Here is a 25646-nt window from a genome sequence, read left to right on the forward strand (position 1 = left end):
GAAAGAACACACAATTTTGGGCAACTGTCGCTAATCGGCACCATTCGGGCGATTTCCAGTCGCGTCGATCCCCAACGTGTCGAGCCGCTTGCGCAGCGTGTTGCGGTTGATCCCCAGCGCGCGTGCTGCGCGGAGCTGGTTGTGCTGGTGGCGCGCCAGCATCGCTTCGATCAGCGGGCGTTCGACCTCACCGATGATGCGATCGTAAAGCGTGCCGTCATCGAGGGCGCGCGGCTCGTCAATGGCGATCCGCTCCAGCCGGGCGCGGACGGCGGCTTCGATGCCCGCGTCGCCGGGTATCGCCTGGCCCTGGCTCGCCTCGCCCAGCGCGCGGCGGATGCCGTCCGCGTCGATCCATTCGTCGCGGCTGAGCGCGGCGATGCGGCGCATGAGGTTTTCGAGTTCGCGAACATTGCCGGGCCAGTCATAGCCTTCGAGCACCGCCACCGCCGCGGCATCAAGCTGTTTGCGGGGCAGACCCTCCTCGGCAGCGCGATCGAGGAAGTGACGGGCGAGCAGCGGCACGTCCTGACGGCGTTCGCGCAAGCTCGGCAGCGCCACCGGCACGACATTGAGGCGGTAGAACAAATCCTCGCGGAACTGCCCGGTCTGGACCAGCGCGCCCAGATCCTTGTTGGTCGCGGCGACGATGCGGACATCGGCCTTGATCGTGCGCGCGCCGCCGACGGTGGTGAACTCGCCCGATTGCAGTACGCGCAGCAGCCGCGTCTGGGCATCCATCGGCATGTCGCCGATCTCGTCGAGGAAGAGGGTGCCGCCCGCCGCCTGCTCGAACTTGCCGGCGACGCGGGTGGCCGCGCCGGTGAAGGCGCCGCGCTCATGGCCGAACAGTTCGGCTTCGATCAGCTCGCGTGGGATCGCGGCCATGTTGAGCGCCACGAACGGTGCCCGGCGGCGCGGCCCGAGATCATGGATCGCCTTGGCCACCAGCTCCTTGCCGGTACCGCTCTCGCCCATCACCAGCACGGTCAGGTCGTTCGAGACCACGCGGGCGATGACCCGGTATACCTCCTGCATCGCCGGCGAGCGGCCGATCAGCGAGCCGCCGGCACCGACATCCTCGGGCGTATCGATCGGACCGCGCCGGCCTTTGGCGATCGCGCCGCGCACCGCATTCGACAGCACATCGAGATCGAACGGCTTGGGGAGATAATCGAATGCGCCGACTTCGGTGGCGCGCACAGCGGTCGCCAGCGTGTTCTGCGCGGAGAAGACGATCACCGGCAGGGCGGGATGCTCGGCCATCAGCGAAGCGACGAGATCGAGGCCGTTGCCATCGGGCAGCACGACATCGGTGACCAGCACATCGGGCAGCCCGGCCGCCAGGATGCGGTGGAGATCGCCGATGCTCGCGGCGGTGGTGACGGCATGACCCTCGCGCTTCAGCGCCGCGGCGACGACGGTGCGGATCGCGGCGTCGTCATCGACGACAAGGACGGTGCCGGGCGCGGTCAAGCGGCCCTCGGCATCAGGATGCGGAACACCGTCACTGGCTCGCGTTCCCGGTCGAATTCGCGGGCATATTGGATGATCCCTCCCTGATCGCGCACCAGTTTCTCCACGAGCGGCAGCCCCAGCCCCTTCCCTTCCGGCTTGCCCGATACGAACGGCTCGAAGAGATGCTCGGCAATGTCTTCCGGAGCGCCGGGGCCGTTATCGATGACGAGGATCTCGATCGGCAGCGGCTGGCGCGGGCGGCCGGGGCCGGCACTGACCGACATGCCGTGGCGATAGGCGGTCGCCAGCGTGATGCGCGGCTGGGCGAGCCCGGCCAGTGCCTCGGCGGCGTTCTTGAGCAGGTTGACCAGCACCTGCTGGAATGCGTGCGGATCGACCATCACCGCCGGGAGCGATGGATCGAACAGTTCCTCGATCACCATGCCGCGCGCGAACCCCGCCAGCGCCACCTTCCGTGCATGATCGAGCAGCGGATAGACGTTGGTCGGCTCGAGCTTCAGAGGGCGGGTGTCGGTGAAATCCTCCATCCGGTCGATCAATGCGACGATGCGGTCGACTTCGGTGGTGATCAGCCCGGTTAGTTCGCTATCCTCGCCGCTGCTGGCCAGCAATTGCGCGGCACCGCGGATGCCCGACAGCGGATTCTTGATCTCGTGCGCCAGCATCGCCGCCGCGCCGACTGCCGCGCGTGATCCGGCGGTGCGATCGGTGACGCGGCGTGCCTGTGGGGCATGGTGCAGCGTCAGGATGCGCCAGCCGGGGCGATCCGCGATCTCGCTTTCGACGAGATCGACGCGGATGCGGGAGCCCCGCACCGCTTCTATCTCGATATCGAAAGCGGAGAACCCATGGCCGTCGCGGCGATCGGCATAGTCCGGCGGCGGCAGGAACACGGTATCATAAGGCTGCCCGGCCATCGCGCTTTCGCTATGATTGAGCATCAATTCGCACGCGGGATTGGCATGCGCTATGCGGCCGTCGGGATCGATCACCAGCACCGCGACTGGCAATGCGCCGAACAGCTCGGCGAAACCCGGGCTTTTATCTTGCAGCGGATCGGCCCTCAGGCCGCTTCGCGCGAGCGCCATGGTGCGTAGAATTCGTCGAGCATCTCCAGCACCCGTTTGGGATCCGAGATCTTGTTGACGTTGTTGCGGAACTCGGCCGAACCATGGATGCCCTTGGTGTACCAGCCGATATGCTTGCGCATCATGTTGACGCCGACCTCGTCACCATAATGTGCGAGGGTGTCGAGATAATGCTCCAGGATCACGCGATATTGTTCTTCGAGTGAGGGGTCGGGGCACTCCTCCTTGCCGCCGAGCGCGTCCATCACCTGGCGCAGGAACCACGGCTTGCCATAGGCGCCGCGCCCGATCATCACGCCGTCCGCGCCCGACTGGCGCAGCGCCTCGCGCGCATCCTCGATGGTGTTGATGTCGCCGTTGGCGATGACCGGCAGCGAGACCGCGTCCTTGACCTTGCGGATGAAGGCCCAGTCGGCCGAGCCCTTGTACATCTGATTGCGCGTGCGGCCGTGGACGGTGATCATCTTGGCGCCGATATCCTCGGCGATGCGGGCAAGCTCGGGCGCGTTGAGGCTGTCATGGCACCAGCCCATCCGCATCTTGACGGTGACGGGGACGCTCACGGCTTTCACACACGCCTCGATCAGCGCCGCCGCCAGCTTGAGGTCGCGCATCAGCGCCGAGCCTGCATCGCCGCTGGTGACCTTGCGGACCGGGCAGCCCATATTGATGTCGACGATCGCCGCGCCGCGATCCTCGCTCAGCTTGGCGGCTTCGGCCATTTCATGCGGGGTGCAGCCGACAAGCTGCATCGAAACCGGATCCTCGATCGGATCCCAGGCGAATTTCTGGAGCGACTGGCGTGTCTCGCGGATCGCCGCCTGGCTGGCGACCATCTCGGTGACGTTGAGGCCCGAGCCGTATTTACGGACGACGCGGCGGAACGGCAGGTCGGTGACGCCCGTCATCGGCGCGAGCAGCACCGGCTGATCGATCCGCACGGGACCGATCTGGATGGGAACGAGTGAGCGCATGATCTGCCTGAAAAATAGGCACGAGCGCCTATCCGCACAAGCGGTGATTGGCAAGCCCGGTGTCCCGCGCTAGCGCGGCGGGCATGAAGACCGCCGCCATCATCGTCGCCGCCGGGAGCGGAACGCGTGCCGGTGGCGGCATCCCCAAGCAATTTGCGATGCTGGCGGGCAAGCCGATGCTGGCGCACAGCTTTGCGGCTTTCTCCAGCCATCCGGCGATCGATGAAGTGCTGATTGTGATCGGTGCGGGTCAGGAAGCGATGCTCGCGGACGCGCTGGGCGATGTGCGCTTCATCATCGGCGGAGTGACGCGGCGGGAATCGGTAGCCAATGGGCTCGCCGCGATCGAAGCCGAGCGGGTGCTGATCCACGACGCCGCCCGCCCCTTTCTGTCGCACGTGGTGATCGACCGGCTGCTGGCCGCGCTCGATACGCATAAGGGCGCAATTCCGGGGTTGCCGGTGGCGGACACGCTGGTCTCGACCGCCGGCGATGCGGTGTCGCGCGAGGGGCTGACGCGGGTGCAAACGCCACAGGCATTCCTTGTCGAAACCATCCGCGCGGCGCATGCCGCGTGGCCCGAGGATCGCGAGGCGACCGACGACGCGCAGATGGTCCGCGCGCTGGGGCATGGTGTCGCGATTGTCGAAGGAGACGCTGCGCTGGAGAAGGTCACCCACCCCGCCGACTTTGCCGCAGCCGAAATGCGGCACTCCGCCAGCTTGCGCGTCCGCACCGCGCAGGGCTTCGACGTCCACCGCTTTGCCGAGGGCGAAGAATTGTGGCTGGGCGGCGTGCTGATCCCGCACACGCATGGGCTTTCCGGACATAGCGATGCCGATGTCGCACTCCACGCGATCACCGATGCGCTGCTCGGTACGATCGGCGCAGGCGATATCGGCACGCATTTCCCGCCGAGCGATCCGCAGTGGCGCGGCGTGCGTTCGGCCAGGTTTCTGGAACACGCCGCCGGGCTGGTCGCGGCGGAGGGCGGCGTGATCGACTTCGTCGATCTTACGGTGATCTGCGAGGCTCCCAAGGTCGGCCCGCACCGCGACGCAATCCGGGCGAGTATCGCCGCGATCCTCAAGCTGCCGGTAGCGCGGGTGAGCCTGAAAGCCACCACCACCGAGCGGCTCGGCTTTACCGGGCGCGGCGAAGGCATGGCGGCACAGGCGATCGCCACCGTTCGCCTGCCCGACACGAACTGACTCGCCTAAGACACATTAGAGTGGCAGAGGCGCCAGCCTTATGGACACGATTCTCCCGGCCAAGCTGATCGACATGGCGCGCAAGGTGCTGGAGGCCAATCGCGCGCTGGGCCGCCGCATCGCCGTTGCCGAAAGCTGCACCGGTGGGCTGGTCAGCGCCGCGCTCACTGAAATCGCGGGTTCGTCGGATGTGTTCGATGCCGGCTTCGTCACCTATTCGAACGAGGCCAAGCAGGAAGTGCTCAAGGTCAGCAGCGACGTGCTGGAGACGTTCGGGTCGGTCTCGATCGCGGTGGCGTGGAGCATGGCGCAGGGCGCGCTGCGCCGTTCGAATGCCGATGTCGCTGTGGCGATCACCGGCATCGCCGGCCCCGATGGCGGCAGCGAGAAGAAGCCGGTGGGTACCGTGGTGTTCGCGCAAGCCGTGCGCGGCGCCGATCCGCAGCACATCGTGGCGGACTCGCGCCAGCTGGAAAACAATGGCCGCGGCGGCGTTCGTCTTCAGGCGGCGTTGTGCGCGCTCGAACTGCTGATGCCGGGCGCGGCCGAGGAAGTGGAAGAGTCGGCGTAAAGCCTGGCGGCGCGCTCTTCGAAGGCTCCGATCATCTTGCGCAGCGCGCGATCAAACACCTGACCCGCCAGCATCTCGAACATTCGGCTCTTGAACGCGAAATCGACGCAGAAATCGACGAGTGTGCCGCCGTTCCCGTCCGGCCGGAACTTCCAGTCGTTGTTGAGGTGCTTGAGCGGCCCTTCGAGATAGTCCACGTGAATATGGCCGGGGCGCTGTTTTTCGACTTTCGAGGTGAAGGTCTCACGCAGCCCTTTGAAGCCGACGATGACGTCGGCGACCATCTCGGTCTCGCTGTTCGAGCGGACGCGGACGGCGGTGACCCAGGGCAGGAACTCGGCATAGCGCTCGACATCGGCGACCAGATCGAACATCTGCTCGGGAGTATAAGGTAACGCGCGGGTTTCCTGGTGTTTGGGCAACTACGCCGTGACCTTCGTCAGCTTCGCCTCGCGATTGGCGCGCATCTTCTCGAAATCGTCCCCGGCATGGTAGCTGGAGCGGGTCAGCGGCGAGGATGCGACGAGCAGGAAGCCCTTGGCACGGGCGATCGCGCCGTAGGAATTGAACGCTGCGGGCGTCACGAACTCCTGGACCTTGGCGTGGCGCGGGGTCGGCTGGAGATATTGGCCCATTGTCAGGAAATCGATGTCGGCCGAGCGCATATCGTCCATCACCTGATGGATTTCGAGCCGCTCCTCGCCTAGCCCGAGCATCACGCCCGATTTGGTGAAGATCGAAGGATCGAGCTTCTTGACCGTCTCAAGCAGGCGCAGCGATGCGTAATAGCGCGCGCCGGGGCGGATGGTCGGGTAGAGCCTCGGCACCGTTTCGAGGTTATGGTTGTAGACATCGGGCCGTGCGGCGACGATCATCTCGACCGCCTGCTCATGCTTGTTGCGAAAGTCCGGGGTCAGGATCTCGATCGTCGTGGTCGGGTTCGACTTGCGGATCGCCTCGATCACCTTGACGAACTGTTTCGCGCCGCCATCCGGCAGGTCGTCGCGATCGACCGAGGTGATGACGATGTGGCTGAGGCCCATCTGCGCCGCGGCATCGGCGACATTCTGGGGCTCCATCGGATCGACGGCGCGCGGCATGCCGGTCTTGACGTTGCAGAAGGCGCAGGCGCGGGTGCAGGTGTCGCCGAGGATCATCACCGTCGCATGCTTCTTCGACCAGCATTCGCCGATATTCGGGCAGGCGGCTTCCTCGCAGACCGTGGTCAGGCTCTTCGATCGCATCAGCGCGCGCGTCGCGGCGAAGCCTTCCGAGGTGGGCGCCTTGACGCGAATCCAGTCGGGCTTGCGGACGCGTTCCGGGCGAGGCAGCGGCGAAATCTCGTTCATGCGCGCCAGATAGCCCTGCATGGTTGCTGACACAACCACAGGGTCGTAAGGCACCGCCATGACCGACTTCACCGACCTGCTCGACGGCTACCAGCGCTTCCGCACCAGTGAATATCGGCGGCACCGCGAGCGATGGGAAGACTTGCGCGAGGGCCAGAGTCCGCGGGTGATGGTGATTGCCTGCTCCGACAGCCGGGTCGATCCCGCGCAGATATTCGATACCGTGCCGGGCGAAATCTTCGTCGTGCGCAATGTCGCGAACCTGGTCCCCCCGTTCGAGGACGATACGAGTCGCCACGGCGTTTCCGCGGCGCTCGAGTTCGCGGTGACGCAGCTTGAGGTGCCGGAGATCGTGATCGTGGGGCATGGCGCGTGCGGGGGCGTATCGGCCTCCATGTCGCAATGCTTCAAGGATGCGCCCAATGGCCAGGGCGGCTTCATCGCGCATTGGGTCGATATGCTTGATGAGGCGCGCGATCGGATTGTCGCTGAGTACGGCAACGGGCCCGATGCGGTCCGCGCGCTCGAACTGGAGACCGTGCGCGTATCGCTGGTCAACCTGCTCACCTTTCCTTTCGTCGCCGAACGGGTCGCGGCGGGCAAGCTCAAGCTCCACGGCGCCTATTTCGCGATCGCGGAGGGCGTGCTGCACGTGATGGACGATTCGGGTGTGTTCGCGCCGGCATAGAAACGCGGTTTGGAAACCGGGGTTTTCCCGCGACTAACCCGGACAGGGTATATCGGGCCGGGATATCGCGGAATAGACATGCGATCCCTTAAATGGAGATCGCCAAATGCTTCTTTCCTTGGCCGCAATGTTGCTGTCACCGGCCGCCGACAAACCGTTCACCGCAGATCAATGGGCCGAATGTGCACAGATCGCGCTGTTCCGGTCCGAATCCGCCAGCGGCGATGCCCAAGACGATCTGATCGGCGAAGCCTCGAATTATTTCGACAAAGCGGGTGCGCTGCTCTTCCCCGGCAAGGAGTTGGGCGATGAAGAATATGAGGCGCTGTCGCAAAAGGGCCAAGCACGCTTGGCGGAGCAGGTCGCATTGAGCAAGCAGATGGGGGCGGTGAAATATGCCAATCTCGCGCTGACGGTTTGCCGGCTGGAGATACAGCGCTCGTAAACGCTGCGCCGTGTCAGTTCAGGTACCGAGCGCCGCCCGCGCCACCCGTTCGACGTCGGGATCGAGCCTGGGCGGTTCCATCGACACCTTCGCCTCCAGCGCGTCCGCAATCGCGGTGAGCGCGGCAATCCGCGCGGCCTTCTTGTCGTTGCCGTCGATCACGAGCCATGGCGCTTCGGGCGGATTGGTCCGCGCGAACATCTCGTCCATCGCCACCAGGTAATCGGCACGACGGGCGCGGTTGCGATAGTCGTCGAGCCCGGTTTTCCAGCGCTTCCATTTGTCTTCGAGCCGGGCGCGGAAGCGTTTGTCCTGCTCTTTCTGGGTGGTGTGGACGAAGAGCTTTACCAGGGTCGTGCCCCTGGCGATCTGCTCGGCTTCGAAGGCGTTGATCTCGTCATAGCCGCGCCGCCATTCCTCGACGGTGGCGAAGCCCTCGACCCGCTCGACCAGCACGCGGCCGTACCAGCTACGGTCGAAGATCGCGATTTCCCGGGGCGTGGGCAGACGCTTGCGAAAGCGCCAGAGAAAATCGTGGCGCAGCTCGATCTTGCTGGGCGCGGCGATCGGCCAGACGTGGAAGAAACGGGGATCCCAGCCGGCGGTGAGCCGCTCGATGATCCCACCCTTCCCCGCCGCATCCCAGCCCTCGAACATCACGATGGCGCGGTGGCCGTGGATGATGTGGGCGTAGTGGATGTGGGCGAGGCGCTTCTGGAGCTTTTTCAGCTGCTTGCGGTAGCTGCCGGAGAGCTTGGCGCCGGATTCGTAATCGCGGAGATCGATTGTCATCGCGGTACCGTAGCGCTTTCCCTCTCCCGTTGGGAGAGGAAGGGAAGCGCAACGCGCGGAAGGGTGAGGGCGGTTGTCCTGCCCTCACCCTTCCCACCGCTTCGCGGCGGGGCCCTTCCCTCTCCCGATGGGAGAGGGAATTTGGGATTAGCCCGCCTTGGGCCCGTCGGTCGCGAGCTTGATGTGCAGTTCCTTGAGCTGCTTTGGCGACACCGCGGACGGTGCCTGCATCATCAGATCCTCCGCCTTCTGGTTCATCGGGAAGACGATGACCTCGCGGATGTTCGGCTCGTCGGCGAGCAGCATGACGATGCGGTCGACACCCGGGGCCGAGCCGCCATGCGGGGGCGCGCCGAACTTGAAGGCGTTGATCATGCCCGCGAAATTGGTGTCGACATCCTCCTGCGTGTAGCCGGCGATCTCGAACGCCTTGTACATGATCTCCGGGCGATGGTTGCGGATCGCGCCCGAGGACAGCTCCACGCCGTTGCAGACGATGTCGTACTGGTACGCCAGGATGTCGAGCGGATCCTTGGTCTCCAGCGCCTCCAGCTCACCTTGCGGCATCGAGAAGGGGTTGTGGCTGAAATCGACCTTCTTGGCATCCTCGTCATACTCGAACATCGGGAAATCGACGATCCAGCAAAATTCGAAGCGGGACTTGTCGATCAACTCCAGCTGCTCGGCGGCGCGGGTGCGGGCCAGGCCGGCGAGCTTGGCGGCCTGGGCTTCCTTGCCAGCGGCGAAGAAGATGCCATCATTGGGACCGAGGCCCATCGCGTCGGCGATCGCCTTCATGCCCTCCTGGCCGTGATTGTTGGCGATCGGCCCCCCGAACACGCCGTCCTTCTGCGTCGCGTAGCCGAGGCCGGGGAAACCTTCGCTCTGCGCCCAGCTGTTCATGTCGTCAAAGAACTTGCGGCTCTTCTCATGGGTGTTCGGCGCGGGCAGCGCGCGGACGACATTGCCTTCCTCGACCATCGAGGCGAAGCGGCTGAAACCGGAGCCCTTGAAGAACTCGGAAACGTCGGTGATCAGGATCGGGTTGCGCAGATCGGGCTTGTCGTTGCCGTACTTCAGCATCGATTCCTTGTAGGGGATACGCGCGAAGGGCAGCGGCGAGACCGAGCGGCCCTTCCCTTCCCAATCGGCGAATTCCTCGAACACGCCGTGCAGCACCGGCTCGATCGCCGCGAAAACATCATCTTGCGTGACATAGCTCATTTCGAAATCGAGCTGATAGAACTCGCCCGGGCTACGGTCGGCGCGGGCGTCTTCGTCGCGGAAGCAGGGCGCGATCTGGAAATAGCGGTCGAAGCCGGCGACCATCAGCAGCTGCTTGAACATCTGCGGCGCCTGCGGGAGCGCGTAGAACTTGCCGGGATGGACGCGCGACGGGACGAGATAGTCGCGGGCGCCTTCGGGGCTGCTCGCGGTCAGGATCGGGGTCTGGAACTCGGTGAAGCCCTGATCGATCATCCGGCGGCGCAGCGAGGCGATGACGTTTGAGCGCAGGACGATGTTCTTGTGGAGCCGCTCGCGGCGCAGGTCGAGGAAGCGGTTCCGCAGGCGAATGTCTTCGGGATATTCGGCATCGCCGAACACGGGGAGCGGCAATTCTTGGGCCGCCGACTGGACGGTGACCTGATCGGCGATCACTTCGATCTCGCCGGTCGGGAGGTTCGGGTTGGCCGCTTCGGGGCCGCGCGCGACGACTTCGCCGGTGACGGTGATCACCGATTCGACGCGCAGGCTGTCGAGCAGGCGCAGCGTCTCGGTATCGGCCTTGGCGACGATCTGGGTGATCCCGTAATGGTCGCGCAGATCGACGAACAGCACGCCGCCATGATCGCGCTTGCGATGGACCCAGCCGGAGACGCGGACGGTCTGGCCGACGTCGGCGGCGCGAAGGGCTGCGCAACTGTGGGTACGATAGGCGTGCATTCTCGATCTTCCGTAGTTCGTCACCCCCGCGAAAGCGGGGCCCCAGGGTTACGGGCGATATCGCCTGGGGCTCTGGGACGCCGCTTTCGCGGGGATGACGGTTTTTTATGCCGTTGGCGCGCGCATCCCTGCCGCACACCCTTTTGTCAACCCGAAGGACGGTCTATGGGGCCGCGATGCATATTCATGGTTTGATTGAAGACAGCGCGGCCCTCGCCAATCTCTGCGCCCGTTTCGCCCAAAAGCCCTATATCTGCGTGGACACCGAGTTCATGCGCGAAAACAGCTATTGGCCCGAGCTGTGCCTGATCCAGATCGCCGATGACGAGGAAGCCGCGGCGATCGATCCGATGGGCGGGATCGATATGCAGCCTTTGCTCGATCTGCTCGTCAACAATGAGGATGTCCTCAAGGTCTTCCATGCCGGTGGGCAGGATATCGAGATCGTCTACAACCTCACCGGCAAGACCCCGCACCCGCTGTTCGACAGCCAGATCGCCGCGATGGCGCTGGGGCAAGGCGAGCAGATCGGCTATTCGAACCTGGTCGATACCTATCTCGGCATCACCGTCGACAAGGGCGCGCGCTTCACCGATTGGGCACGGCGCCCGCTCGACAAGCGCCAGATCGATTATGCGATCTGCGACGTCACCTATCTCTCCGAAATCTTCCCCAAGATGCTGGAGCGGCTGAAGAAGACCGGTCGCGGCGCATGGCTTGATCAGGAGATGGAGCGGCTCGCCGATCCGGAGAATTACCGCAACGATCCCGATCAGTCTTGGCAGCGCGTCCGCATTTCCAGCCGCAAGCCCGAAGTACTCGGCCGGCTGAAAGCGCTGGCGCGGTGGCGCGAGCTGGAGGCGCAGGGCAAGGATCTGCCGCGCGGACGCATCGTCAAGGATGAGACGCTCGCCGATCTTGCCGGCAATCCACCGCGCAAGCAGAGCGATCTCGGCAAGGTGCGCGGGCTTTCGGCCGCCTGGGCGGGCAACGATATCGGCGGGCGGATGATGGACGCGCTTGCCGCCGCCGAGCCAATGAGCACCGAGGAGATGCCCTCCCGCGATGATCGCAAGCCGGCGCTGGGCAAGGACGGAGCGCTGGTCGCCGACCTCCTCAAGCTGCTGCTCAAGATCCGCGCCAAGGAAATCAACGTCGCGGCACGTTTGCTCGCGCGCTCCGAGGATCTGGAAGCGCTCGCCGCCGGGCAGCGCGACGAACTGCCGATCCTGCAGGGCTGGCGATATGAACAATTCGGCCGCGACGCGGTTCAACTCGTCGAAGGTCAGCTCGGGTTCACCGTCCGCAACGGTAAGCTCAAAATGACCCGTACCGAGGAACCCGCCGCATGATCCGTCTCGCGCTCCCGCTAATCGCCTTGGCTGTCGCTGGCTGCAAGAGCGACGCCCGCCCCGAGACGCCTCCCCCCGCGGTGCCAGGCGTGGAGTGCAATTCCAACGGGCTGGAGAGCCTGATCGGCCGCACCAGGAGCGCGGAAACCACCACCGAGGCCAAGCGCCTCTCCGGCGCCAATATCGTCCGCTATCTGACCCCGGGCATGATGGTGACGATGGAATTCCGCGCCGACCGGCTGAATCTCCACCTCGGCACCGACGGCAAGATCGGCTCGGCGCGCTGCGGCTAGGCCGCCACCGATTCCAGCCCCATCGCCGTGGCCAGCGCCTTGTGCCGCTTCTCGACGGCTTCGCTGTAGAGCGCCTTGTCATGGCCCTTCAGGCACAATTTGAGCGCGCCCTCCTCGATTTCGAGCCGCGAGCGCCTGATCGGGCCGGCAACGCCGCCGCTCAGCCGCTGGCCGAGGCGGATCGTCAGGCCCCATAGCCGGGCGCGGTGCAGCGCCTCCGGCCCCGCCAGCAGCCCCAGCGGATCGGGCGCTGCCATCGCCCCACCCAGCGCGGTGTAGAGCGTCTGGGCGAGGATAGCACGGCCGGCGGCGTCGATGCCGACCCAATGGCCATGCAAGGCGATTTCGACCCCGCGTTCGGCGCGGAACTCGGGATTGGCGTGCCAGCCTACATCGGCGAGCAGGCAGGCGGCATGGCGCAGCCGCGCCATTTCTTCGGACTCGTTCGCGAACAGCGGCGCGATCCACGCGTCGAGCAGGTCGCCATGCTCGGCGAAGCGGCCGAGGCGCGCGCCTTCCTCGCGGGCGGCGGCGATGAGCGGGTCTTCGCGGCGCTGCTCGGGAGCGAGGCGCGCGAACAGCAGCCCTTCGCGCAGGCCGAACGCCGAGACGATCGTCTTGGTGCTGCCGAGCGCGGCAAGCACTTCGATCAGCAAGGCGGTGGCGTCGTCGAGCGTCGGCAGACGGGCGCTGGAGATGTCGGGGATCTGCTTGAGCTCGGCCTTGGAGAGATTGGCCAGCGTGCGGCTCAGCTCCATCACCCGTTCGAGCGACAAGGCATATTGGTGCGCCACCGGCAGCGGATAGCCCGAGAGGTGGATATCGAGGCGGGCAAGCGAACGCCATGAGCCGCCGACCAGATAAAAGGGCATTTCTTTCCCGCGCCCTGCCCAGCCGGATTCTTCGAGCATTCTGGAAACGGTCCTGGCCAGCGCATTTTCGTCCCGGGCGCGGATCGCGCCGATGCGCAGCACGCCGAGCGGGAAGGAAATCCGGTCGGTAACGGTGCCGGCGACGACGCGGACCAGCTCCAGGCTGCCGCCGCCGAGATCGCCGACAATGCCGTCGGCCTCGGGAATACCTGACAGCACGCCCATGCCGGCGGCCATCGCCTCTTGCTCGCCCGACAGCAACTCGACGCGCAGCCCCAGCGCCTCCGCGGCGTGGATCAACTCATCGCCGTTCGATGCTTCGCGCACCGCGGCGGTGGCGACCGTGCGCAGCTCGTGGACGCGCATCTCGCGCGCCAGCCGGGCGAAGCGGGCCAGCGCCCCGCGCGCCATCGCGAGGCTATCGGCGGCGATCGCGCCGGTTTCGGCGAGTTCCTTGCCGAGGCCGGCCATCACCTTCTCGTTGAACAGGGTCGCCGGCAACCGCGCCGTGCCGTCATAGACGACGAACCGAACCGAGTTCGAACCGATATCAATGATCGCGGTGCGTTTCCTCACGCCGACTTCTTCTTGCGGCGCTTGAGCGAGAGCTTGGGCACGGGCTTGCGCGTCTTGAGCGCGGCGCCGCGGCCCGACAGCGACGGATTGGTCATGAAATAGCGGTGGAGGTTGAACGGTTCGTCACCGGCATCTTCGCGCCGATAGGTGCCGTCGCTCTGCAGCAGCCAGCTTTGCTCGTTGTCGAGCAGATTGGCCATCATCACCTGATCGAGCACCTGATCGTGGACGGTGCGGTTGAGGATCGGCAGCAGGAATTCGACGCGGCGGTCGAAATTGCGCTGCATCCAGTCGGCCGAGGAGACGAAGACCTTGGCGCCGATCGAAGGCAGGCCCCTGCCCGCGCCGAACGCGAAGATGCGGCTATGCTCCAGGAAACGCCCGACGATCGATTTGACGCGGATATTCTCCGACATGCCGGGCACGCCGGGGCGCAGGCAGCAGACGCCGCGGACGATCAGGTCGATCTCGACCCCGGCATTGCTGGCCTCGTAGAGCTTCTCGATCACCGCGATATCGACGAGCGAGTTCATCTTCGCCCAGACCGCTCCGGGGCGGCCCTTGGCGACGTGCTGGATCTCGTCGTCGATCAGTTGGATCAACTGGTCGCGCAGATCGCGCGGCGAGATCGTCACCAGCTCAAGCCCCTCGGGCTCGACATAGCCGGTGACGTAATTGAAGATCTTGGCGGCATCGCGCCCGATGCGCGGATCGGCGGTGAAGAAGCTGAGATCGGTATAGATGCGCGCCGTCACCGGATGATAATTGCCGGTGCCGAAATGGCAGTAGGTGCGGAACGCCCCGGCCTCGCGGCGCACTACCATCGAGACCTTGGCATGGGTCTTCCAGTCGATGAAGCCATAGACGACTTGTACGCCGGCCCGCTCCAGCGCGGTCGCCCAATAGAGGTTCTGCTCCTCGTCGAAGCGCGCCTTTAGCTCGACCACGGCGGTGACCGACTTGCCGGCTTCGGCGGCGGCGATCAGCGCATTGATCACCGCCGATTGCTTGCCGGCGCGGTACAGCGTCTGCTTGATCGCGACGACATCCGGATCCGCCGCCGCCTGGTTGAGATAGGCGATGACGACGTCGAAGCTTTCATACGGGTGATGGACGATGATGTCCTTGGCCCGGATCGCCGCGAAGCAGTCGCCGCCATATTCGCGGATCCGCTCGGGGAAACGCGGCGTGTAGGGCGAGAATTTGAGATCGGGCCGCCCTTCCTCGACCAGCATCGCCAGATCGCCGATGCCAAGGAAACCGCCGGTCTCGGTGAGGAGCGCTTCGCTGCCGCCCAGCTCTTCGAGCAGCACCGCCTCCAGCTCGGGGGCGATCGATTCCTCCATTTCGAGGCGGATCACCCTGCCCTTGCGGCGGCGCTTGATCGCGGTGCGGAAGGTCAGGACGAGATCCTCGGCCTCCTCCTCGATCTCGATATCGCTGTCGCGCAGCACCCGGAAGGTGGCCGAGCGCAGCACGTCGTATCCGGGGAACAGCAGATGCGAGAAGCGCTTGAGCACCGTCTCCACCGCGACATAGCGCGCCGGTTCGCCGGGGAGGCGCACGAAGCGCGGCATCGTCGTCGGCAGCAACACCAGTTCGCGGATCGGTTCCTTGTCCGAACGGCGAACGAGATCGAAGATCACGCTCGATCCCTGATTGGGGATGAACGGAAACGGATGCGCCGGATCGAGCGCCTGCGGGGTCAGGATCGGAAAAATCTGTTCCCGGAAATGGCCCATCAGCCATTCCTCGGTCTCGGCGCCGATCTCGTCGGGTTCGAGCACCGATATCCCGGCCAAGACAAGGTCGGCGCGGATTTCGTTCCACACCGCCTGCTGGCTGTCGGCGAGGTCGCCGGCCTCCTCGATGATCGCGGCGAGCTGCTGCGCCGGGGTCAGCCCGTCGGCCGAGCGCACCTCGACCTTCTGGAGCATCTGCCCCATCAACCCAGCGACCCGGACCATGAAGAATTCGTCGAAATTCGATCCCGATATCGACAGGAATCGCAGCCGTTCGAGCAGGGGGTGCGCGGGATTGGTGGCTTCCTCCATCACCCGGCGATTGAAGGTGAGCCAGCTCAGTTCGCGATTAAAATAACGATTTCCGGTGCTTGCCGGAACCAGTGCCTCTTCCACGACGCGCTTTCTCGAAACTTTCGCCATGGACCTAGGGTTCGTCCGTTACAGTTAAGAGACAGGCCTCCGCCAGTGTGGCGCGCACAACCGGGATCGACAAGCGCTGTACGCCCGCGCTTTCCAGCGTATCGGCAACGCGCAGGATGGCGATATGGCTGCGCTCGATCCGCGCCGCGATCCACGCGATCACATCCGGCTTGGCGTGGAGCAGATGGCGGGCGAAGGAGCGCTCGATCAATTGCGGCATCAGCTGATCGTCGGGCGGGCCGATCTCCAGCAGCGGCGATGCGGCGAGGCGCGAGCGCAGATCGGGGAGCTTGACCGCCCATTCGGGCGGCGCGGCTTCGGCGACGATCAGCAGCGGCCGGCGATCGGCCTGGGCCCGGTTCCAGGCGTGGAAGACATCGGCTTCCTTCATCCGGTCGGCATCGTCGAGCATATCGCCGCCGCTTTTCGCCGCGAAGATTCGCGCGAGCAGGCTGCGCCCTGATTTGCGCGGGCCAACGAGCAGTGCCGCCATCACCGGCCAGGTCGCCCAGCGTTCGAGCTGATTGACTGCGCGGACGTTGGATTCGCCGATCAGGAATTCCGTCTCGCTCGCTTCGGGCAGCCCTAGCGGCAGGCGTAGCTGGCTCATTCGCCCTTCGGGACTGCCGTGGCGCTGGGTTGCGGCGTCGGCGCGGCCTGTGGACGGCGGATGCGCAGCACGCCCACGCCTTCCTGCACTTGCCATCCACGCGCTTCGAGCGCCGCACGCAGGCTGCCGATCGGCCCGTCATAGGTGACGCGCATCACCGAAATGCCGCCGAGCGCGAGGCTGGTGGTGCTCGACGCGCGCACGCCGGGAATGGCGCGCATCGCCGTTTCGGAGGCGTTGAGCGCGTTGACGGTGGGGGTATCGACCTGAACCGTGAAGCTCGATCCGCTCTCGACCGTCGGGGTCGGGGTGGAGACCGCGGCGGTCTCGGCGTCACTCGGCTTTTCTTCCTCGGCCTTGGGCTCGGGCGGGCGGGTCGCCAGCAGGCGATCGGTGGCCAGCTCGCCGGTGGCAAGCGCGCTCTGGAAGGCCTTGTCGATCCGCGCGACGCCGGCATCGAGCAGCGCATCTAGCGAATCGCCATTGTCGACGCGCAGCGCGAAGCTGGCGATCGGTCGGCGATCTGGGCCATGATTGGCTGCGAACACGCCGACGATCGGCCCGCCGGGATATTCGCGGCGCAATTGCACCTCGGCGACCAGCACGTCGGTCGCGCCATATTGATCGAGCACGCTGCGCCACCAGTTGCGTCCGCGCCTGAGCGTCTGGCCGGCATTGATCAGCAGCGCATCGGGCCCGGTGCCGCGCGCGCGGACATAATCGACGGTGCTGCCACCGCTGCGGAAACGGTTCCACGCCCGCGCCCAGGCGGTGTCGCGCTCATAGACAATGCTCGCCCCGCCCGAGAATTCGAGCGGCACGAGCAGCATCGGCGCGGAGCGGCTCAGGGCGGTCGATACGCCGAGGATCGCGCCGGCCTTTTGCCGGTCGAACAGCACCCCCAGTGAGGCGATGTACCGGTTCGGTCCAATCTGTTCGCGTTCGACCACCACCGCGGTGACGATCGAATCGAGCGCCGAGTCGGAAAGGCTTGAGCTCTTGCCGGTCAGTTTCTGCGCCAGCATTTCCCAGCCCTTGCGCTGGGCCAGCCGCCAGCCGCCGAGGCGCGCGGCATCGGCGTTGCCGGCCTTCACGTCCACCGAAACGCCCGAAATCTCGAAGCTGCCCGAGGGATCGATGGGCACGGCGCTCCCGCCGGCATCCCCACCCTTCCCTTGCGCCAGTACGCCGCCCATGCCGGCGAGGGCCAGCGCGGTTGCGGCAGCGATGCTCAGGGAAATGCGCGAAACGGCCATGATTGCCGCCCTTTTGGCGAAGCGGGCGTGGAAATCCAAGCGCGTTGTGTCTAAGCGCTCCGCCATGAGCGAACCCGAAGGCTATACCTACGCCCAGGCGGGCGTCTCCATCGCGGCCGGCAATGCCCTTGTCCGGGCGATTGGACCGCTTGCCAAATCCACTCGCCGCCCCGGCGCGGACGCCGATCTTGGCGGGTTCGGCGGACTGTTCGATCTCAAGGCGGCAGGGTTCAGCGATCCGTTGCTGGTGGCGGCCAATGACGGTGTCGGCACCAAGCTCAAGCTCGCCATCGATCATAATGCGCATGACGGCGTCGGCATCGATCTGGTGGCGATGTGCGTCAACGATCTGATCGTGCAGGGTGCAGAGCCGCTATTCTTCCTCGATTATTATGCCAGCGGAAAGCTCGATCCAGCGGTCGCCGAGCGGGTGATCGCGAGCATCGCCGAAGGGTGCCGTCAGGCCGGGTGCGCGCTGATTGGCGGCGAGACCGCCGAGATGCCGGGCATGTATGCGGCAGGCGATTACGACCTTGCCGGGTTCTGCGTCGGCGCTGTGGAGCGGACGCAGTTGCTCGACGGCACCGCGATTCGGCCGGGCGACGTGCTGCTCGGGCTGGCCTCGACCGGTGTTCATTCCAACGGTTTTTCGCTGGTCCGCCGCCTTGCCGCCGACAAGGGCTGGAAGATGGGCCGCCCGGCGGTGTTCGATCAGGAGCGCATCCTGATCGACACGCTGATGGCGCCCACCCGCATCTATGTGAAGAGCCTGTTGCCGCTGCTGCGCAAATCCATGATTCGCGGGCTGGCGCATATCACCGGCGGCGGGTTGCTGGAGAATGTACCGCGCGTGCTGCCCGAGGGCTGCCATGCCCGGATCGATGCCGATGCCTGGCCTCTACCCCGGCTGATGGCGTTCCTGCAGGCGCAGGGGAATATCGAGTCCGAGGAGATGGCGCGGACCTTCAATTGCGGGATCGGGATGGTCGCGGTGGTGGCGCCGGATCAGGCGGAGGCAGTGAAGGCCGAGCTGGACGCGGCGGGCGAGACGGTGTTCACCATCGGCCTGGTCGAGACCGGTGAACGCGGCTGCACGGTGTTTGGCAAGACGGGGACATGGAGTGCCCGCGCCGATTGGTCCGCCACCCATAATGGCTAGGCGCAAGCTCGGAATCCTGATCTCGGGACGCGGCTCGAACATGGCGGCATTGATCGAAGCGTCGCGCGCCGAAGACTGCCCCTATGAAGTCGCTCTCGTCGCCAGCGACAAGCCAGAGGCCCCCGGCCTGGCATGGGCGCGTGAACAGGGCATCGCGACCTTCGCGCATTCGCCCAAGGGCATTCCCAAGCCCGAATATGAAGCCGCGATCGACGCGGCGCTGCGCGAAGCGGGGGTCGAGGCGATCGCGCTGGCCGGCTATATGCGGCTCCTCTCCGACGATTTCGTCACCCGCTGGCGCGACCGGATCGTCAATATCCATCCCTCGCTGCTGCCCAAATACAAGGGTCTCGACACCCATGCCCGCGCGCTGGCGATGGGCGATCAGAAGGCGGGCTGCACCGTCCATATCGTCACCGAGGAACTCGATGGCGGCTCGATACTCGGCCAGGCCGAAGTCCGTATCGAGGCGCGCGACACCGCCGAGACGCTTGCCGCGCGCGTGCTCGGCGAGGAACATCGCCTCTATCCGAAGGTAGTAGCAAAATGGCTGACCACCTTGCCGCGCTAGCCAAGGTCCGCGGGATCGCACTCGCCCTTCCGGAAGCCGAGGAGCGGCCCAGCCACGGCCAGGCGACCTTCTTCGCCGCGGGCAAGCAATTCGCCCAGTTCCGTCACGATCACCATGGCGACGGCCGCACCATCGTCGCGGTCAAGACCGCCGAGGAAGAGGATCTGGCGCTGATCGAAGCCGCACCGGAGAGGTATTCGCGCGTCGCCTATTTCGGGCGCGGCTGGGTCGGCCTCAACCTCGCCGGCGAGCCGGACTGGGAGCATGTTGGCGATCGCATCGCGCGCAGCTGGGAACTCGCCGCTCCGCGCCGTCTGCTCGAAGCGGGCGGGCGCTAACCGGGTAAACCCCGCATTTCCGTGCATTTCCAAGAGATTTCTAAGGATATTTTGCGCTCCTGCCGGGTTTGAGCCCCCAGCAAGTTGCGAGCGGTTCCGAGAGTCGGCCCGCCCCGCGAAGCCGTTGTGCAACAGGGATCAGATCATGGCGCAAACCTCTCATACCGAACCCGAGTCCGAGCCCGGAATCGCCACGGCGGAAGGCGGAATCGTGATGCTCGACGGCCCGAACGGCGTCGCGGTGAGCATGACCGCCGAGGCGGCGGAGCAGACCGGCCGATCGCTGATCGCCGCCGCCGAACACGCATTCACCCAGAAAACCAGCTAATTCCCTTGCCCGCGCGCACCCTGGCCCGCGATAAGGGGCCGCGATGACTATCAAGGTCGCCAGCTACAATATGCGCAAGTCGATCGGCACCGATCGGCGCCGGCGGCCCGAGCGGACGCTCGCGGTGCTTGCCGAGATCGATGCCGATCTGATTGCGCTGCAGGAGGCGGATCGCCGCTTCGGCGCGCGGGCGGCGGTGCTCACCGATAATCTGCTCGGCGATCATGGCGCGTGGAAGGCGATCCCGTTCGGCATCCGCCAGCGTTCTTCTGGCTGGCACGGCAACTCGTTGCTGGTCCGCGCCGATGCGCAGGTGCTCGATTGCGAGGCGATCCACTTGCCGGCGCTCGAGCCGCGCGGCGCGGTGATGGCCGATGTCCGCGTGCGCGGTCAGGTGATCCGCGTCGTCGGTATGCACCTGGATCTGTCGGGGCTGTGGCGCCGGCGCCAGGCGCACGCGATCATCGCGCATCTGGCGGCGAGCATGCATCAATACCCGACGGTGCTGATGGGCGACCTCAACGAATGGAGCTCGGGCAGCGGTTGCCTGCGCGATTTCGCCAGTCATTTCGATTTCGCCGAGACCGGCAAGAGCTTCCACGCCCGCAAGCCGGTGGCGCGGCTCGACCGGATCATGGCGTCGCGCGATCTGAAATTCGCCGAGGCCGGAGTGCATGACAGTGCCGCGTCGCGCACCGCCTCCGATCATCTGCCGGTCTGGGCGACGGTGCAGCCCGCCTGATGTCGGAAGTACGCGACAAGGAGCTTCGCCTCGCGCTGGTCTGCTATGGCGGCATCAGCCTTGCCGTCTACATGCACGGCATCACCAAGGAAGTGTGGCGCCTCGCCCGCGCGTCCGCGGCGGCGCGTGACGGCAATGGCCCGGACAGCATCTATCGCGAGCTGCTCGCCGAGATCAAGGAAAGCGCCGGAATCAACCTGCGCGTCATCGTCGATATCGTCTCGGGCGCCAGCGCTGGCGGGATCAATTCGGTGTTCCTGGCGCAGGCGATCGCCACCGGCCAGTCGCTCGATCCGCTCACCGATCTGTGGATGGAGCATGCCGATGTCGAGGCGTTGCTCGAACCGCGCCAGGGGCCGTCGAACCGCTTCGCCAAGATCTGGGCGACGCCGATCGCGTGGATGATCGCCAATCGCAGCAAGACCGTCGATGAGACTGTCGAGGAAGCGGCGCGCGACGAGGTTCGCCTCAAGCTCGAACGCTTTGTCCGTTCGCGCTGGTTCGAGCCGCCCTTCGGTGGCAAGCGGCTGCTCGGCACGCTGATCGACGCGCTCGATGCGATGGCCAATGGCCCGCACGACAAGCCCTTGCTCCCGCCCGGCCAGCCGCTCGACCTGTTCGTCACCGTCACCGATTTCCGCGGCCATCCCGAAGCGCTGCGCCTCAATTCGCCGCCCGAAGTGATCGAGACCGAGCATCGACTGGTCGTGCCGTTCACCCATCACGGCAATCCGGGCGAGGCGTTCGCCGACAAGATCGGCCTCGCCTTCGCCGCCCGCGCCACCTCCAGCTTCCCCGGCGCCTTCCCGCCCTTCACCGTCGCGGAGATGGACGAGCTGCTCGCCGAACGCGGCGTCGAATGGGCGGGCCGCGATGCCTTCCTCGAGTGCGTCCTGCCCCAGCAATGGGCGAACAATCGCGCCGAAAAGGCGGTGCTGATCGACGGCTCGGTGCTCGCCAACGCCCCGTTCAAGCCGGCAATGGAGGCGCTGCGCGAACGCCCTGCCCGCCGCCAGATCGACCGCCGCTTCGTGTTCATCGACCCCTTCCCGCAGGCGCGCTTCGATTTCTATGGCGCGCAGACCGACAAGCCGGGCTTCTTCCAGACGATCATCGGCGCGCTTTCCGAACTGCCGCGCGAGCAGCCGATTCGCGACAATCTGGAGGCCATCGCCGAGCGTTCGGACAAGATCGAACGGATGCTGGCGATCGTCGCCGAGATCCGCGCCGAAGTCGAAACCCAAGTCGAGGCGCTGTTCGGCTATACGCTGTGGCTCGACTACCCGACGCCGAAGCGGCTCGCGGCATGGCGGCGCCGCGCCCAGATCACCGCCGCGGCCAAGGCCGGCTATGGCCATACCGCCTATGGCCTGCTCAAGGTCGATGGCGCGATCGATCGCATCTCGCGGCTGATCTACGCGATCGGCGACCGCCACGAACCGGAACGGTTGCGCGAGCTGCGCGAGGCGGTGGCGCATGCGGTGCAGTCGCGCGGCGCCGACCGGTTCGGCGCGACGCTCTCCAACGGCGCCAGCCCGCAGACGCTCGAATTCCTGCGCGCCCATGATCTCGGTTTCCGCATCCGCCGGCTCCGGTTGCTCGCTCGCCGCCTCACCGACATCGATCTGCCCAGCAACCATGCCGAGCTTCAGCCGATGCGCGAGGCGATCTACGATTCGCTTGCCGCCTATCTCGATCTCAAGCGCGCCGACACCTTCGCGGACCTGCGCGACATGGCTCGCGGGCTGACCGACGATGCCGGGCCGATCCTCGATCTGATCGGCGAGCGGATGCGGCTGAAGGCGCTCGATATGGATACCGATGCGCGGCTGTCCGAAGGGTTCAGCGCGCTCTCCCGGGAGCTTCGCCGCCCGATGCTGCTCGCGCATCTCGGCTTCCCCTTCTTCGACATCGCCACCGTGCCCTTGCTTCAGGGCGAAGGCGTCGATGAGTTCGACCCGATCCGCGTCGATCGCATCGCCCCCGACGACGCCTGCGCGATCCGAAGCGGCGGTGCCCCGGCAACGCTCAAGGGTATCCAGTTCAATGCGTTCGGCGCTTTTTTCAGCCGGGCCTATCGCGAGAACGACTATCTCTGGGGCCGCCTCCACGGCGCCGACCGGATGATCGATATCGTCGTCTCCACCCTGCTCGCCGAATCGCGCCCGAATGAAGCGCGCATCGCCGCGATCAAGCGCGCCGCCTTCCTTGCGATCCTCGACGAGGAGCAGCCGCGCCTCAAGGCGATCCCCAAATTGTTCGAAGAGCTGCGCGCGGAGATCGGCTGAGCATTGGCAATGTGCGCGACCCCGCCTACACTCGCACGCTACAAAGGGGTCTCGAATGCGGTTTCTGAAGGTGTTGTTCTGGTTGTTGCTGGGCGGGCTCGTCGCGGGCTTTGTCATCTATAATGGCGATGAGCGGGTCAGCATCCATCTGTGGAGCGGCCTGATCGCCGATTTCAGCCTGCCGCTGCTGCTGGTCCTGACCTTCCTCGCCGGTTTGCTTCCCGCGGTGCTCGCTTATCACGCGCTGCGCTGGCGGATGCGCCAGCGGCTCGCGGGGCTTGAGCGCGCGCTCGCCGACCTGCGCACCGTCAATGCGCCGGTGGTGGTCGAGGAGCCGGTGGCGATCACCGAGCAACCGGCATGAGCCCGATCTACGTCGCGATCGACACCCCCGATCTCGACCGCGCCAAGACGATCGCCGGCAGGGTCCACCACCATGTCGGCGGGATCAAGCTCGGGCTTGAGTTCTTCATGGCCAATGGCCGCGCCGGCGTGCACGAAATGGCCGAGATCGGCCTGCCGATCTTCCTCGACCTCAAATTCCATGACATCCCCAATACCGTCGGCAAGGCGGTGCAGGCGCTGCGCCCGCTCGAACCGGCGATCATCACCGTTCATGCCGCTGGCGGCCGGGCGATGCTCGAGGATGCCAAGGCGGCAGCGCCGGCGGGCACCAAGGTCGTCGCGGTGACGATGCTGACCAGCCTCGATGCCGACGATCTCCACTCGATCGGCCTGTCGCCCGATCCGCACGAGCAGGTGATGCGCCTGACGGAACTCGCCCGATCGGCGGGTGTCGATGGCATCGTCTGCTCGGGCAACGAAGTCGCCGCCGCCAGGAAGCTGTGGCACGATGGATTCTTCGTCGTTCCCGGTGTCCGGCCGGCGAATGGCCACATCGGCGACCAGAAGCGCGTCGTCACGCCGCGCGGCGCGCTCGACGCCGGTGCCTCGATCCTGGTCATCGGCCGTCCGATCACCCAGGCAACGGACCCTGACATGGCCGCGCGCGAAATCGAGGCGACGCTCTAGCCATGCCCGATATTCGCGTCGCAACGATCGAGGACCTTCCGGGCCTCCACCCGATGGTCGAGCGCGCCTATCGCGGCGAACCGGCGCGGGGGGGCTGGACGCACGAGGCCGACCTGATCACGGAGGGTGCGCGCACCGATCTCGAAACGCTGGGCGCCATCATCGAGGATCCCGAGCAGCGCCTGCTGATCGCCGAGCAGGACGATGCCGTGATCGGCTGCGTGCAGGTGAGCAATAGGGGCAAGGGGCTGGCCTATATCGGGCTGCTGGCGGTCGATCCCGCGTTGCAGGCGGGCGGCCTCGGCAGGAAGCTGCTGGAAGCCGCCGAACGCGTCGCGCGCAATGTGTTCGATGCCCGCCGCGTCGAGATGACGGTGATCGACCGGCGCGAGGAGCTGATCGCCTGGTATCGCCGCCGCGGCTATCTGCCCTCGGGCGAGACGCGCGATTTCCCGATCGCGCTTGATCCGCCCCTGTTCATGAGCGTCCTCGTCAAGCCGCTGCTGTGAACCCTATTTGGCTTCGGCCAGCATCGCCCGGACTTCGGCGATGGGAATGCCGCCGGAGCCGCCGGAGTTGAACCTGCGCTCGGAGATCTGCTTTCGGCCGCATGCGAAATCGGCGACATGCGCGTAGTTGCTGCCCGGGGCGATCGGCTCCCAGGTCAGGGTATCGTCGGTATCCTTGGCGATGATCTTGCCGGTACCGTCATAGGCGGTGCCGGGGCCCACCTGCTGCTTGGCCGTCTGGCAATCGATGACGTTCATCGTCTCGACTGCGTCATATTGCTCCAGTCCCGCCTCGAGGACCAGCAACACACGGACGCGCTGGCCGTCAGTGACCTTCTTGTTGGTATCGATATCGATCAGGAACGCCGCATTGTTCTCGGGCGTCGTGCTGGCAAGGCGCCAATCCTCGGCGAGTGCGGGCGTGGCGATGGCGGTCAATGCCGCGGCGGCGAGAAGCGTTTTCATAGCTGCGCAAGCTAACAGGCTCGAAACGCGCGGCAAGCCTTAGTTCATGCCGCCGCGAGAAACGTTGCGACCTCGCGGGGCGTGCCGAGCCAGACCTTCTCGCCCTCGAACCGATCGAGTTTGGCGAGCGTTCCCGGCAATACGCGCAGCCGGAAGCTGAGCGTGTACCACAGGAATCCGGGGCTGAACCGCTCGGGACAGCCTTCGGCCATGTCCGGCCGCACCTTGTCGTGCAGCGTCAGCGTGCGGCGCAGGATCCGCCAGGCGCAGCGAAAGGGAGAGAGATCGAGCAGCACCACCTTGTCGGCGCGGGCCAGCCGCCGCTCCAGCGTGCTCGAATAATTGCCCTCGATGATCCAGCGCGTGCCGGCCAACGCCGCATCGAGCCGCGCCAGCCACGCCGGCTTGTCGTCCTCGCGCCATCCAGGGCTCCAATAGAGCTGATCGAGATGGACGAGCGGCATGCCCGTGCGCTCGGCCAGCGCCCGGGCGAGCGTCGATTTGCCGCTGCCCGGCGATCCGATGATCAATATGCGCTCGGCCATGGGT

Annotated in this window: 28 protein-coding genes; 15 read left to right on the forward strand and 13 right to left on the reverse strand. The window is 65.9% G+C overall.

The genetic code is table 11. From position 1 onward, the window contains the following. Positions 1–30 precede the first annotated feature (30 nt). The 3 genes from ntrC to dusB are packed head-to-tail and all read right to left on the reverse strand — an operon-like array spanning position 31 to position 3541. Positions 31–1476, reverse strand: coding sequence for a nitrogen regulation protein NR(I) (gene ntrC, locus KF730_RS08055; RefSeq protein ID WP_294093683.1), 1446 nt, complete (start codon positions 1474–1476; stop codon positions 31–33). Continuing rightward, entirely contained in the window at positions 1473–2567 is a 1095-nt protein-coding gene (locus KF730_RS08060; RefSeq protein ID WP_294093685.1) for an ATP-binding protein, read from the reverse strand. The genes ntrC and KF730_RS08060 overlap by 4 nt, the downstream gene beginning before the upstream one ends. Then, positions 2543–3541, reverse strand: coding sequence for a tRNA dihydrouridine synthase DusB (gene dusB, locus KF730_RS08065; protein WP_294093687.1), 999 nt, complete (start codon positions 3539–3541; stop codon positions 2543–2545). The genes KF730_RS08060 and dusB overlap by 25 nt, the downstream gene beginning before the upstream one ends. An 83-nt stretch (positions 3542–3624) precedes the next feature. On the opposite strand from dusB, the gene KF730_RS08070 reads away from it, so the two are divergent. Both KF730_RS08070 and KF730_RS08075 read left to right on the forward strand, forming a co-directional pair. Further along, entirely contained in the window at positions 3625–4752 is a 1128-nt protein-coding gene (locus KF730_RS08070; protein ID WP_294093688.1) for a bifunctional 2-C-methyl-D-erythritol 4-phosphate cytidylyltransferase/2-C-methyl-D-erythritol 2,4-cyclodiphosphate synthase, read from the forward strand. A 40-nt stretch (positions 4753–4792) separates the two neighbouring features. Next, a complete protein-coding gene (locus KF730_RS08075) occupies positions 4793–5323 on the forward strand; it encodes a CinA family protein (RefSeq protein WP_294093690.1) in 531 nt (176 codons plus the stop codon). Here the strand turns inward: KF730_RS08075 and KF730_RS08080 are convergent. Together KF730_RS08080 and lipA are read right to left on the reverse strand one after the other, a co-directional pair. Beyond that, on the reverse strand, positions 5254–5745 hold the full coding sequence (locus KF730_RS08080) for a type II toxin-antitoxin system RatA family toxin (protein WP_294093691.1): 492 nt from the start codon (positions 5743–5745) through the stop codon (positions 5254–5256). The genes KF730_RS08075 and KF730_RS08080 overlap by 70 nt on opposite strands. Continuing rightward, on the reverse strand, positions 5746–6672 hold the full coding sequence (lipA, locus tag KF730_RS08085) for a lipoyl synthase (protein ID WP_294093693.1): 927 nt from the start codon (positions 6670–6672) through the stop codon (positions 5746–5748). A 58-nt stretch (positions 6673–6730) separates the two neighbouring features. Between lipA and KF730_RS08090 the strand changes: the two genes are divergently transcribed. Further along, positions 6731–7360 (forward strand): carbonic anhydrase, encoded by a 630-nt coding sequence (locus KF730_RS08090; protein ID WP_294093695.1) that lies wholly within the window; start codon positions 6731–6733, stop codon positions 7358–7360. Positions 7361–7487: 127 nt separating this feature from the next. Further along, positions 7488–7805, forward strand: coding sequence for a hypothetical protein (locus tag KF730_RS08095; protein WP_294093697.1), 318 nt, complete (start codon positions 7488–7490; stop codon positions 7803–7805). A gap of 18 nt (positions 7806–7823) precedes the next feature. Here the strand turns inward: KF730_RS08095 and KF730_RS08100 are convergent, their stop codons facing one another. Both KF730_RS08100 and aspS read right to left on the reverse strand, forming a co-directional pair. Continuing rightward, positions 7824–8597 (reverse strand): polyphosphate kinase, encoded by a 774-nt coding sequence (locus tag KF730_RS08100; protein WP_294093699.1) that lies wholly within the window; start codon positions 8595–8597, stop codon positions 7824–7826. A gap of 147 nt (positions 8598–8744) precedes the next feature. Continuing rightward, on the reverse strand, positions 8745–10541 hold the full coding sequence (gene aspS, locus KF730_RS08105) for an aspartate--tRNA ligase (protein ID WP_294093701.1): 1797 nt from the start codon (positions 10539–10541) through the stop codon (positions 8745–8747). Between the two features lie 176 nt (positions 10542–10717). Between aspS and rnd the strand changes: the two genes are divergently transcribed. Both rnd and KF730_RS08115 read left to right on the forward strand, forming a co-directional pair. After that, on the forward strand, positions 10718–11893 hold the full coding sequence (gene rnd, locus KF730_RS08110; protein WP_294093703.1) for a ribonuclease D: 1176 nt from the start codon (positions 10718–10720) through the stop codon (positions 11891–11893). Next, positions 11890–12186, forward strand: a complete 297-nt coding sequence (locus KF730_RS08115; RefSeq protein WP_294093705.1) for an I78 family peptidase inhibitor — start codon at positions 11890–11892, stop codon at positions 12184–12186. The genes rnd and KF730_RS08115 overlap by 4 nt, the downstream gene beginning before the upstream one ends. Here the strand turns inward: KF730_RS08115 and KF730_RS08120 are convergent. The 4 genes from KF730_RS08120 to KF730_RS08135 are packed head-to-tail and all read right to left on the reverse strand — an operon-like array spanning position 12183 to position 17665. Then, a complete protein-coding gene (locus tag KF730_RS08120; protein WP_294093707.1) occupies positions 12183–13634 on the reverse strand; it encodes a Ppx/GppA family phosphatase in 1452 nt (483 codons plus the stop codon). The genes KF730_RS08115 and KF730_RS08120 overlap by 4 nt on opposite strands. After that, positions 13631–15799: an RNA degradosome polyphosphate kinase gene (locus KF730_RS08125; protein WP_294093709.1), complete on the reverse strand. Its 2169-nt coding sequence runs from the start codon at positions 15797–15799 to the stop codon at positions 13631–13633. Before KF730_RS08125 ends, KF730_RS08120 begins: the two co-directional genes overlap by 4 nt. A gap of 4 nt (positions 15800–15803) precedes the next feature. Further along, a complete protein-coding gene (locus tag KF730_RS08130) occupies positions 15804–16409 on the reverse strand; it encodes a chromosomal replication initiator DnaA (RefSeq protein ID WP_294093713.1) in 606 nt (201 codons plus the stop codon). Continuing rightward, positions 16406–17665 carry a heavy-metal-associated domain-containing protein gene (locus KF730_RS08135; RefSeq protein ID WP_294093715.1) on the reverse strand — a complete coding sequence of 420 codons (1260 nt, stop codon included), beginning with the start codon at positions 17663–17665 and terminating at the stop codon, positions 16406–16408. The genes KF730_RS08130 and KF730_RS08135 overlap by 4 nt, the downstream gene beginning before the upstream one ends. Before the next feature lie 64 nt (positions 17666–17729). On the opposite strand from KF730_RS08135, the gene purM reads away from it, so the two are divergent. From purM to KF730_RS08180, 9 genes are all read left to right on the forward strand, one after another. Then, on the forward strand, positions 17730–18824 hold the full coding sequence (purM, locus tag KF730_RS08140) for a phosphoribosylformylglycinamidine cyclo-ligase (RefSeq protein WP_294093717.1): 1095 nt from the start codon (positions 17730–17732) through the stop codon (positions 18822–18824). Continuing rightward, positions 18817–19395, forward strand: coding sequence for a phosphoribosylglycinamide formyltransferase (gene purN, locus KF730_RS08145; protein ID WP_294093719.1), 579 nt, complete (start codon positions 18817–18819; stop codon positions 19393–19395). The genes purM and purN overlap by 8 nt, the downstream gene beginning before the upstream one ends. After that, a complete protein-coding gene (locus KF730_RS08150) occupies positions 19371–19733 on the forward strand; it encodes an MmcQ/YjbR family DNA-binding protein (RefSeq protein WP_294093721.1) in 363 nt (120 codons plus the stop codon). The genes purN and KF730_RS08150 overlap by 25 nt, the downstream gene beginning before the upstream one ends. 145 nt (positions 19734–19878) lie before the next feature. Further along, positions 19879–20061 (forward strand): hypothetical protein, encoded by a 183-nt coding sequence (locus tag KF730_RS08155; RefSeq protein ID WP_294093723.1) that lies wholly within the window; start codon positions 19879–19881, stop codon positions 20059–20061. A 43-nt stretch (positions 20062–20104) separates the two neighbouring features. After that, entirely contained in the window at positions 20105–20803 is a 699-nt protein-coding gene (locus KF730_RS08160; RefSeq protein ID WP_294093726.1) for an endonuclease/exonuclease/phosphatase family protein, read from the forward strand. Further along, positions 20803–23091 carry a patatin-like protein gene (locus KF730_RS08165; protein ID WP_294093728.1) on the forward strand — a complete coding sequence of 763 codons (2289 nt, stop codon included), beginning with the start codon at positions 20803–20805 and terminating at the stop codon, positions 23089–23091. Before KF730_RS08160 ends, KF730_RS08165 begins: the two co-directional genes overlap by 1 nt. Before the next feature lie 55 nt (positions 23092–23146). Further along, a complete protein-coding gene (locus tag KF730_RS08170) occupies positions 23147–23455 on the forward strand; it encodes a lipopolysaccharide assembly protein LapA domain-containing protein (RefSeq protein ID WP_294093730.1) in 309 nt (102 codons plus the stop codon). Beyond that, entirely contained in the window at positions 23452–24123 is a 672-nt protein-coding gene (pyrF, locus tag KF730_RS08175) for an orotidine-5'-phosphate decarboxylase (RefSeq protein ID WP_294093732.1), read from the forward strand. Before KF730_RS08170 ends, pyrF begins: the two co-directional genes overlap by 4 nt. A 2-nt stretch (positions 24124–24125) precedes the next feature. Beyond that, a complete protein-coding gene (locus tag KF730_RS08180) occupies positions 24126–24632 on the forward strand; it encodes a GNAT family N-acetyltransferase (protein WP_294093734.1) in 507 nt (168 codons plus the stop codon). 3 nt (positions 24633–24635) lie between these two features. On the opposite strand, the gene KF730_RS08185 is transcribed toward KF730_RS08180, so the two are convergent. Together KF730_RS08185 and KF730_RS08190 are read right to left on the reverse strand one after the other, a co-directional pair. After that, positions 24636–25097 carry a surface-adhesin E family protein gene (locus KF730_RS08185; protein ID WP_294093736.1) on the reverse strand — a complete coding sequence of 154 codons (462 nt, stop codon included), beginning with the start codon at positions 25095–25097 and terminating at the stop codon, positions 24636–24638. Between the two features lie 44 nt (positions 25098–25141). Then, a complete protein-coding gene (locus KF730_RS08190) occupies positions 25142–25642 on the reverse strand; it encodes an AAA family ATPase (protein WP_294093738.1) in 501 nt (166 codons plus the stop codon). Between the last annotated feature and the right edge of the window lie 4 nt (positions 25643–25646).

The sequence above is a fragment of the Sphingomonas sp. genome (assembly GCF_019635515.1).
Classification (GTDB): Bacteria; Pseudomonadota; Alphaproteobacteria; order Sphingomonadales; family Sphingomonadaceae; genus Sphingomonas.

What these genes read in the sequence shown, in the direction of transcription:
- KF730_RS08060 (WP_294093685.1), bottom strand. Translation starts at nt 2,567, where the DNA reads ATGGCGCTCGCGCGAAGCGGCCTGAGGGCCGATCCGCTGCAAGATAAA.
- dusB (WP_294093687.1), bottom strand. Translation starts at nt 3,541, where the DNA reads ATGCGCTCACTCGTTCCCATCCAGATCGGTCCCGTGCGGATCGATCAG.
- KF730_RS08070 (WP_294093688.1), top strand. Translation starts at nt 3,625, where the DNA reads ATGAAGACCGCCGCCATCATCGTCGCCGCCGGGAGCGGAACGCGTGCC.
- KF730_RS08075 (WP_294093690.1), top strand. Translation starts at nt 4,793, where the DNA reads ATGGACACGATTCTCCCGGCCAAGCTGATCGACATGGCGCGCAAGGTG.
- lipA (WP_294093693.1), bottom strand. Translation starts at nt 6,672, where the DNA reads ATGAACGAGATTTCGCCGCTGCCTCGCCCGGAACGCGTCCGCAAGCCC.
- KF730_RS08090 (WP_294093695.1), top strand. Translation starts at nt 6,731, where the DNA reads ATGACCGACTTCACCGACCTGCTCGACGGCTACCAGCGCTTCCGCACC.
- KF730_RS08095 (WP_294093697.1), top strand. Translation starts at nt 7,488, where the DNA reads ATGTTGCTGTCACCGGCCGCCGACAAACCGTTCACCGCAGATCAATGG.
- KF730_RS08100 (WP_294093699.1), bottom strand. Translation starts at nt 8,597, where the DNA reads ATGACAATCGATCTCCGCGATTACGAATCCGGCGCCAAGCTCTCCGGC.
- aspS (WP_294093701.1), bottom strand. Translation starts at nt 10,541, where the DNA reads ATGCACGCCTATCGTACCCACAGTTGCGCAGCCCTTCGCGCCGCCGAC.
- rnd (WP_294093703.1), top strand. Translation starts at nt 10,718, where the DNA reads ATGCATATTCATGGTTTGATTGAAGACAGCGCGGCCCTCGCCAATCTC.
- KF730_RS08115 (WP_294093705.1), top strand. Translation starts at nt 11,890, where the DNA reads ATGATCCGTCTCGCGCTCCCGCTAATCGCCTTGGCTGTCGCTGGCTGC.
- KF730_RS08125 (WP_294093709.1), bottom strand. Translation starts at nt 15,799, where the DNA reads ATGGCGAAAGTTTCGAGAAAGCGCGTCGTGGAAGAGGCACTGGTTCCG.
- KF730_RS08130 (WP_294093713.1), bottom strand. Translation starts at nt 16,409, where the DNA reads ATGAGCCAGCTACGCCTGCCGCTAGGGCTGCCCGAAGCGAGCGAGACG.
- KF730_RS08135 (WP_294093715.1), bottom strand. Translation starts at nt 17,665, where the DNA reads ATGGCCGTTTCGCGCATTTCCCTGAGCATCGCTGCCGCAACCGCGCTG.
- purM (WP_294093717.1), top strand. Translation starts at nt 17,730, where the DNA reads ATGAGCGAACCCGAAGGCTATACCTACGCCCAGGCGGGCGTCTCCATC.
- purN (WP_294093719.1), top strand. Translation starts at nt 18,817, where the DNA reads ATGGCTAGGCGCAAGCTCGGAATCCTGATCTCGGGACGCGGCTCGAAC.
- KF730_RS08150 (WP_294093721.1), top strand. Translation starts at nt 19,371, where the DNA reads ATGGCTGACCACCTTGCCGCGCTAGCCAAGGTCCGCGGGATCGCACTC.
- KF730_RS08155 (WP_294093723.1), top strand. Translation starts at nt 19,879, where the DNA reads ATGGCGCAAACCTCTCATACCGAACCCGAGTCCGAGCCCGGAATCGCC.
- KF730_RS08160 (WP_294093726.1), top strand. Translation starts at nt 20,105, where the DNA reads ATGACTATCAAGGTCGCCAGCTACAATATGCGCAAGTCGATCGGCACC.
- KF730_RS08165 (WP_294093728.1), top strand. Translation starts at nt 20,803, where the DNA reads ATGTCGGAAGTACGCGACAAGGAGCTTCGCCTCGCGCTGGTCTGCTAT.
- KF730_RS08170 (WP_294093730.1), top strand. Translation starts at nt 23,147, where the DNA reads ATGCGGTTTCTGAAGGTGTTGTTCTGGTTGTTGCTGGGCGGGCTCGTC.
- pyrF (WP_294093732.1), top strand. Translation starts at nt 23,452, where the DNA reads ATGAGCCCGATCTACGTCGCGATCGACACCCCCGATCTCGACCGCGCC.
- KF730_RS08180 (WP_294093734.1), top strand. Translation starts at nt 24,126, where the DNA reads ATGCCCGATATTCGCGTCGCAACGATCGAGGACCTTCCGGGCCTCCAC.
- KF730_RS08185 (WP_294093736.1), bottom strand. Translation starts at nt 25,097, where the DNA reads ATGAAAACGCTTCTCGCCGCCGCGGCATTGACCGCCATCGCCACGCCC.
- KF730_RS08190 (WP_294093738.1), bottom strand. Translation starts at nt 25,642, where the DNA reads ATGGCCGAGCGCATATTGATCATCGGATCGCCGGGCAGCGGCAAATCG.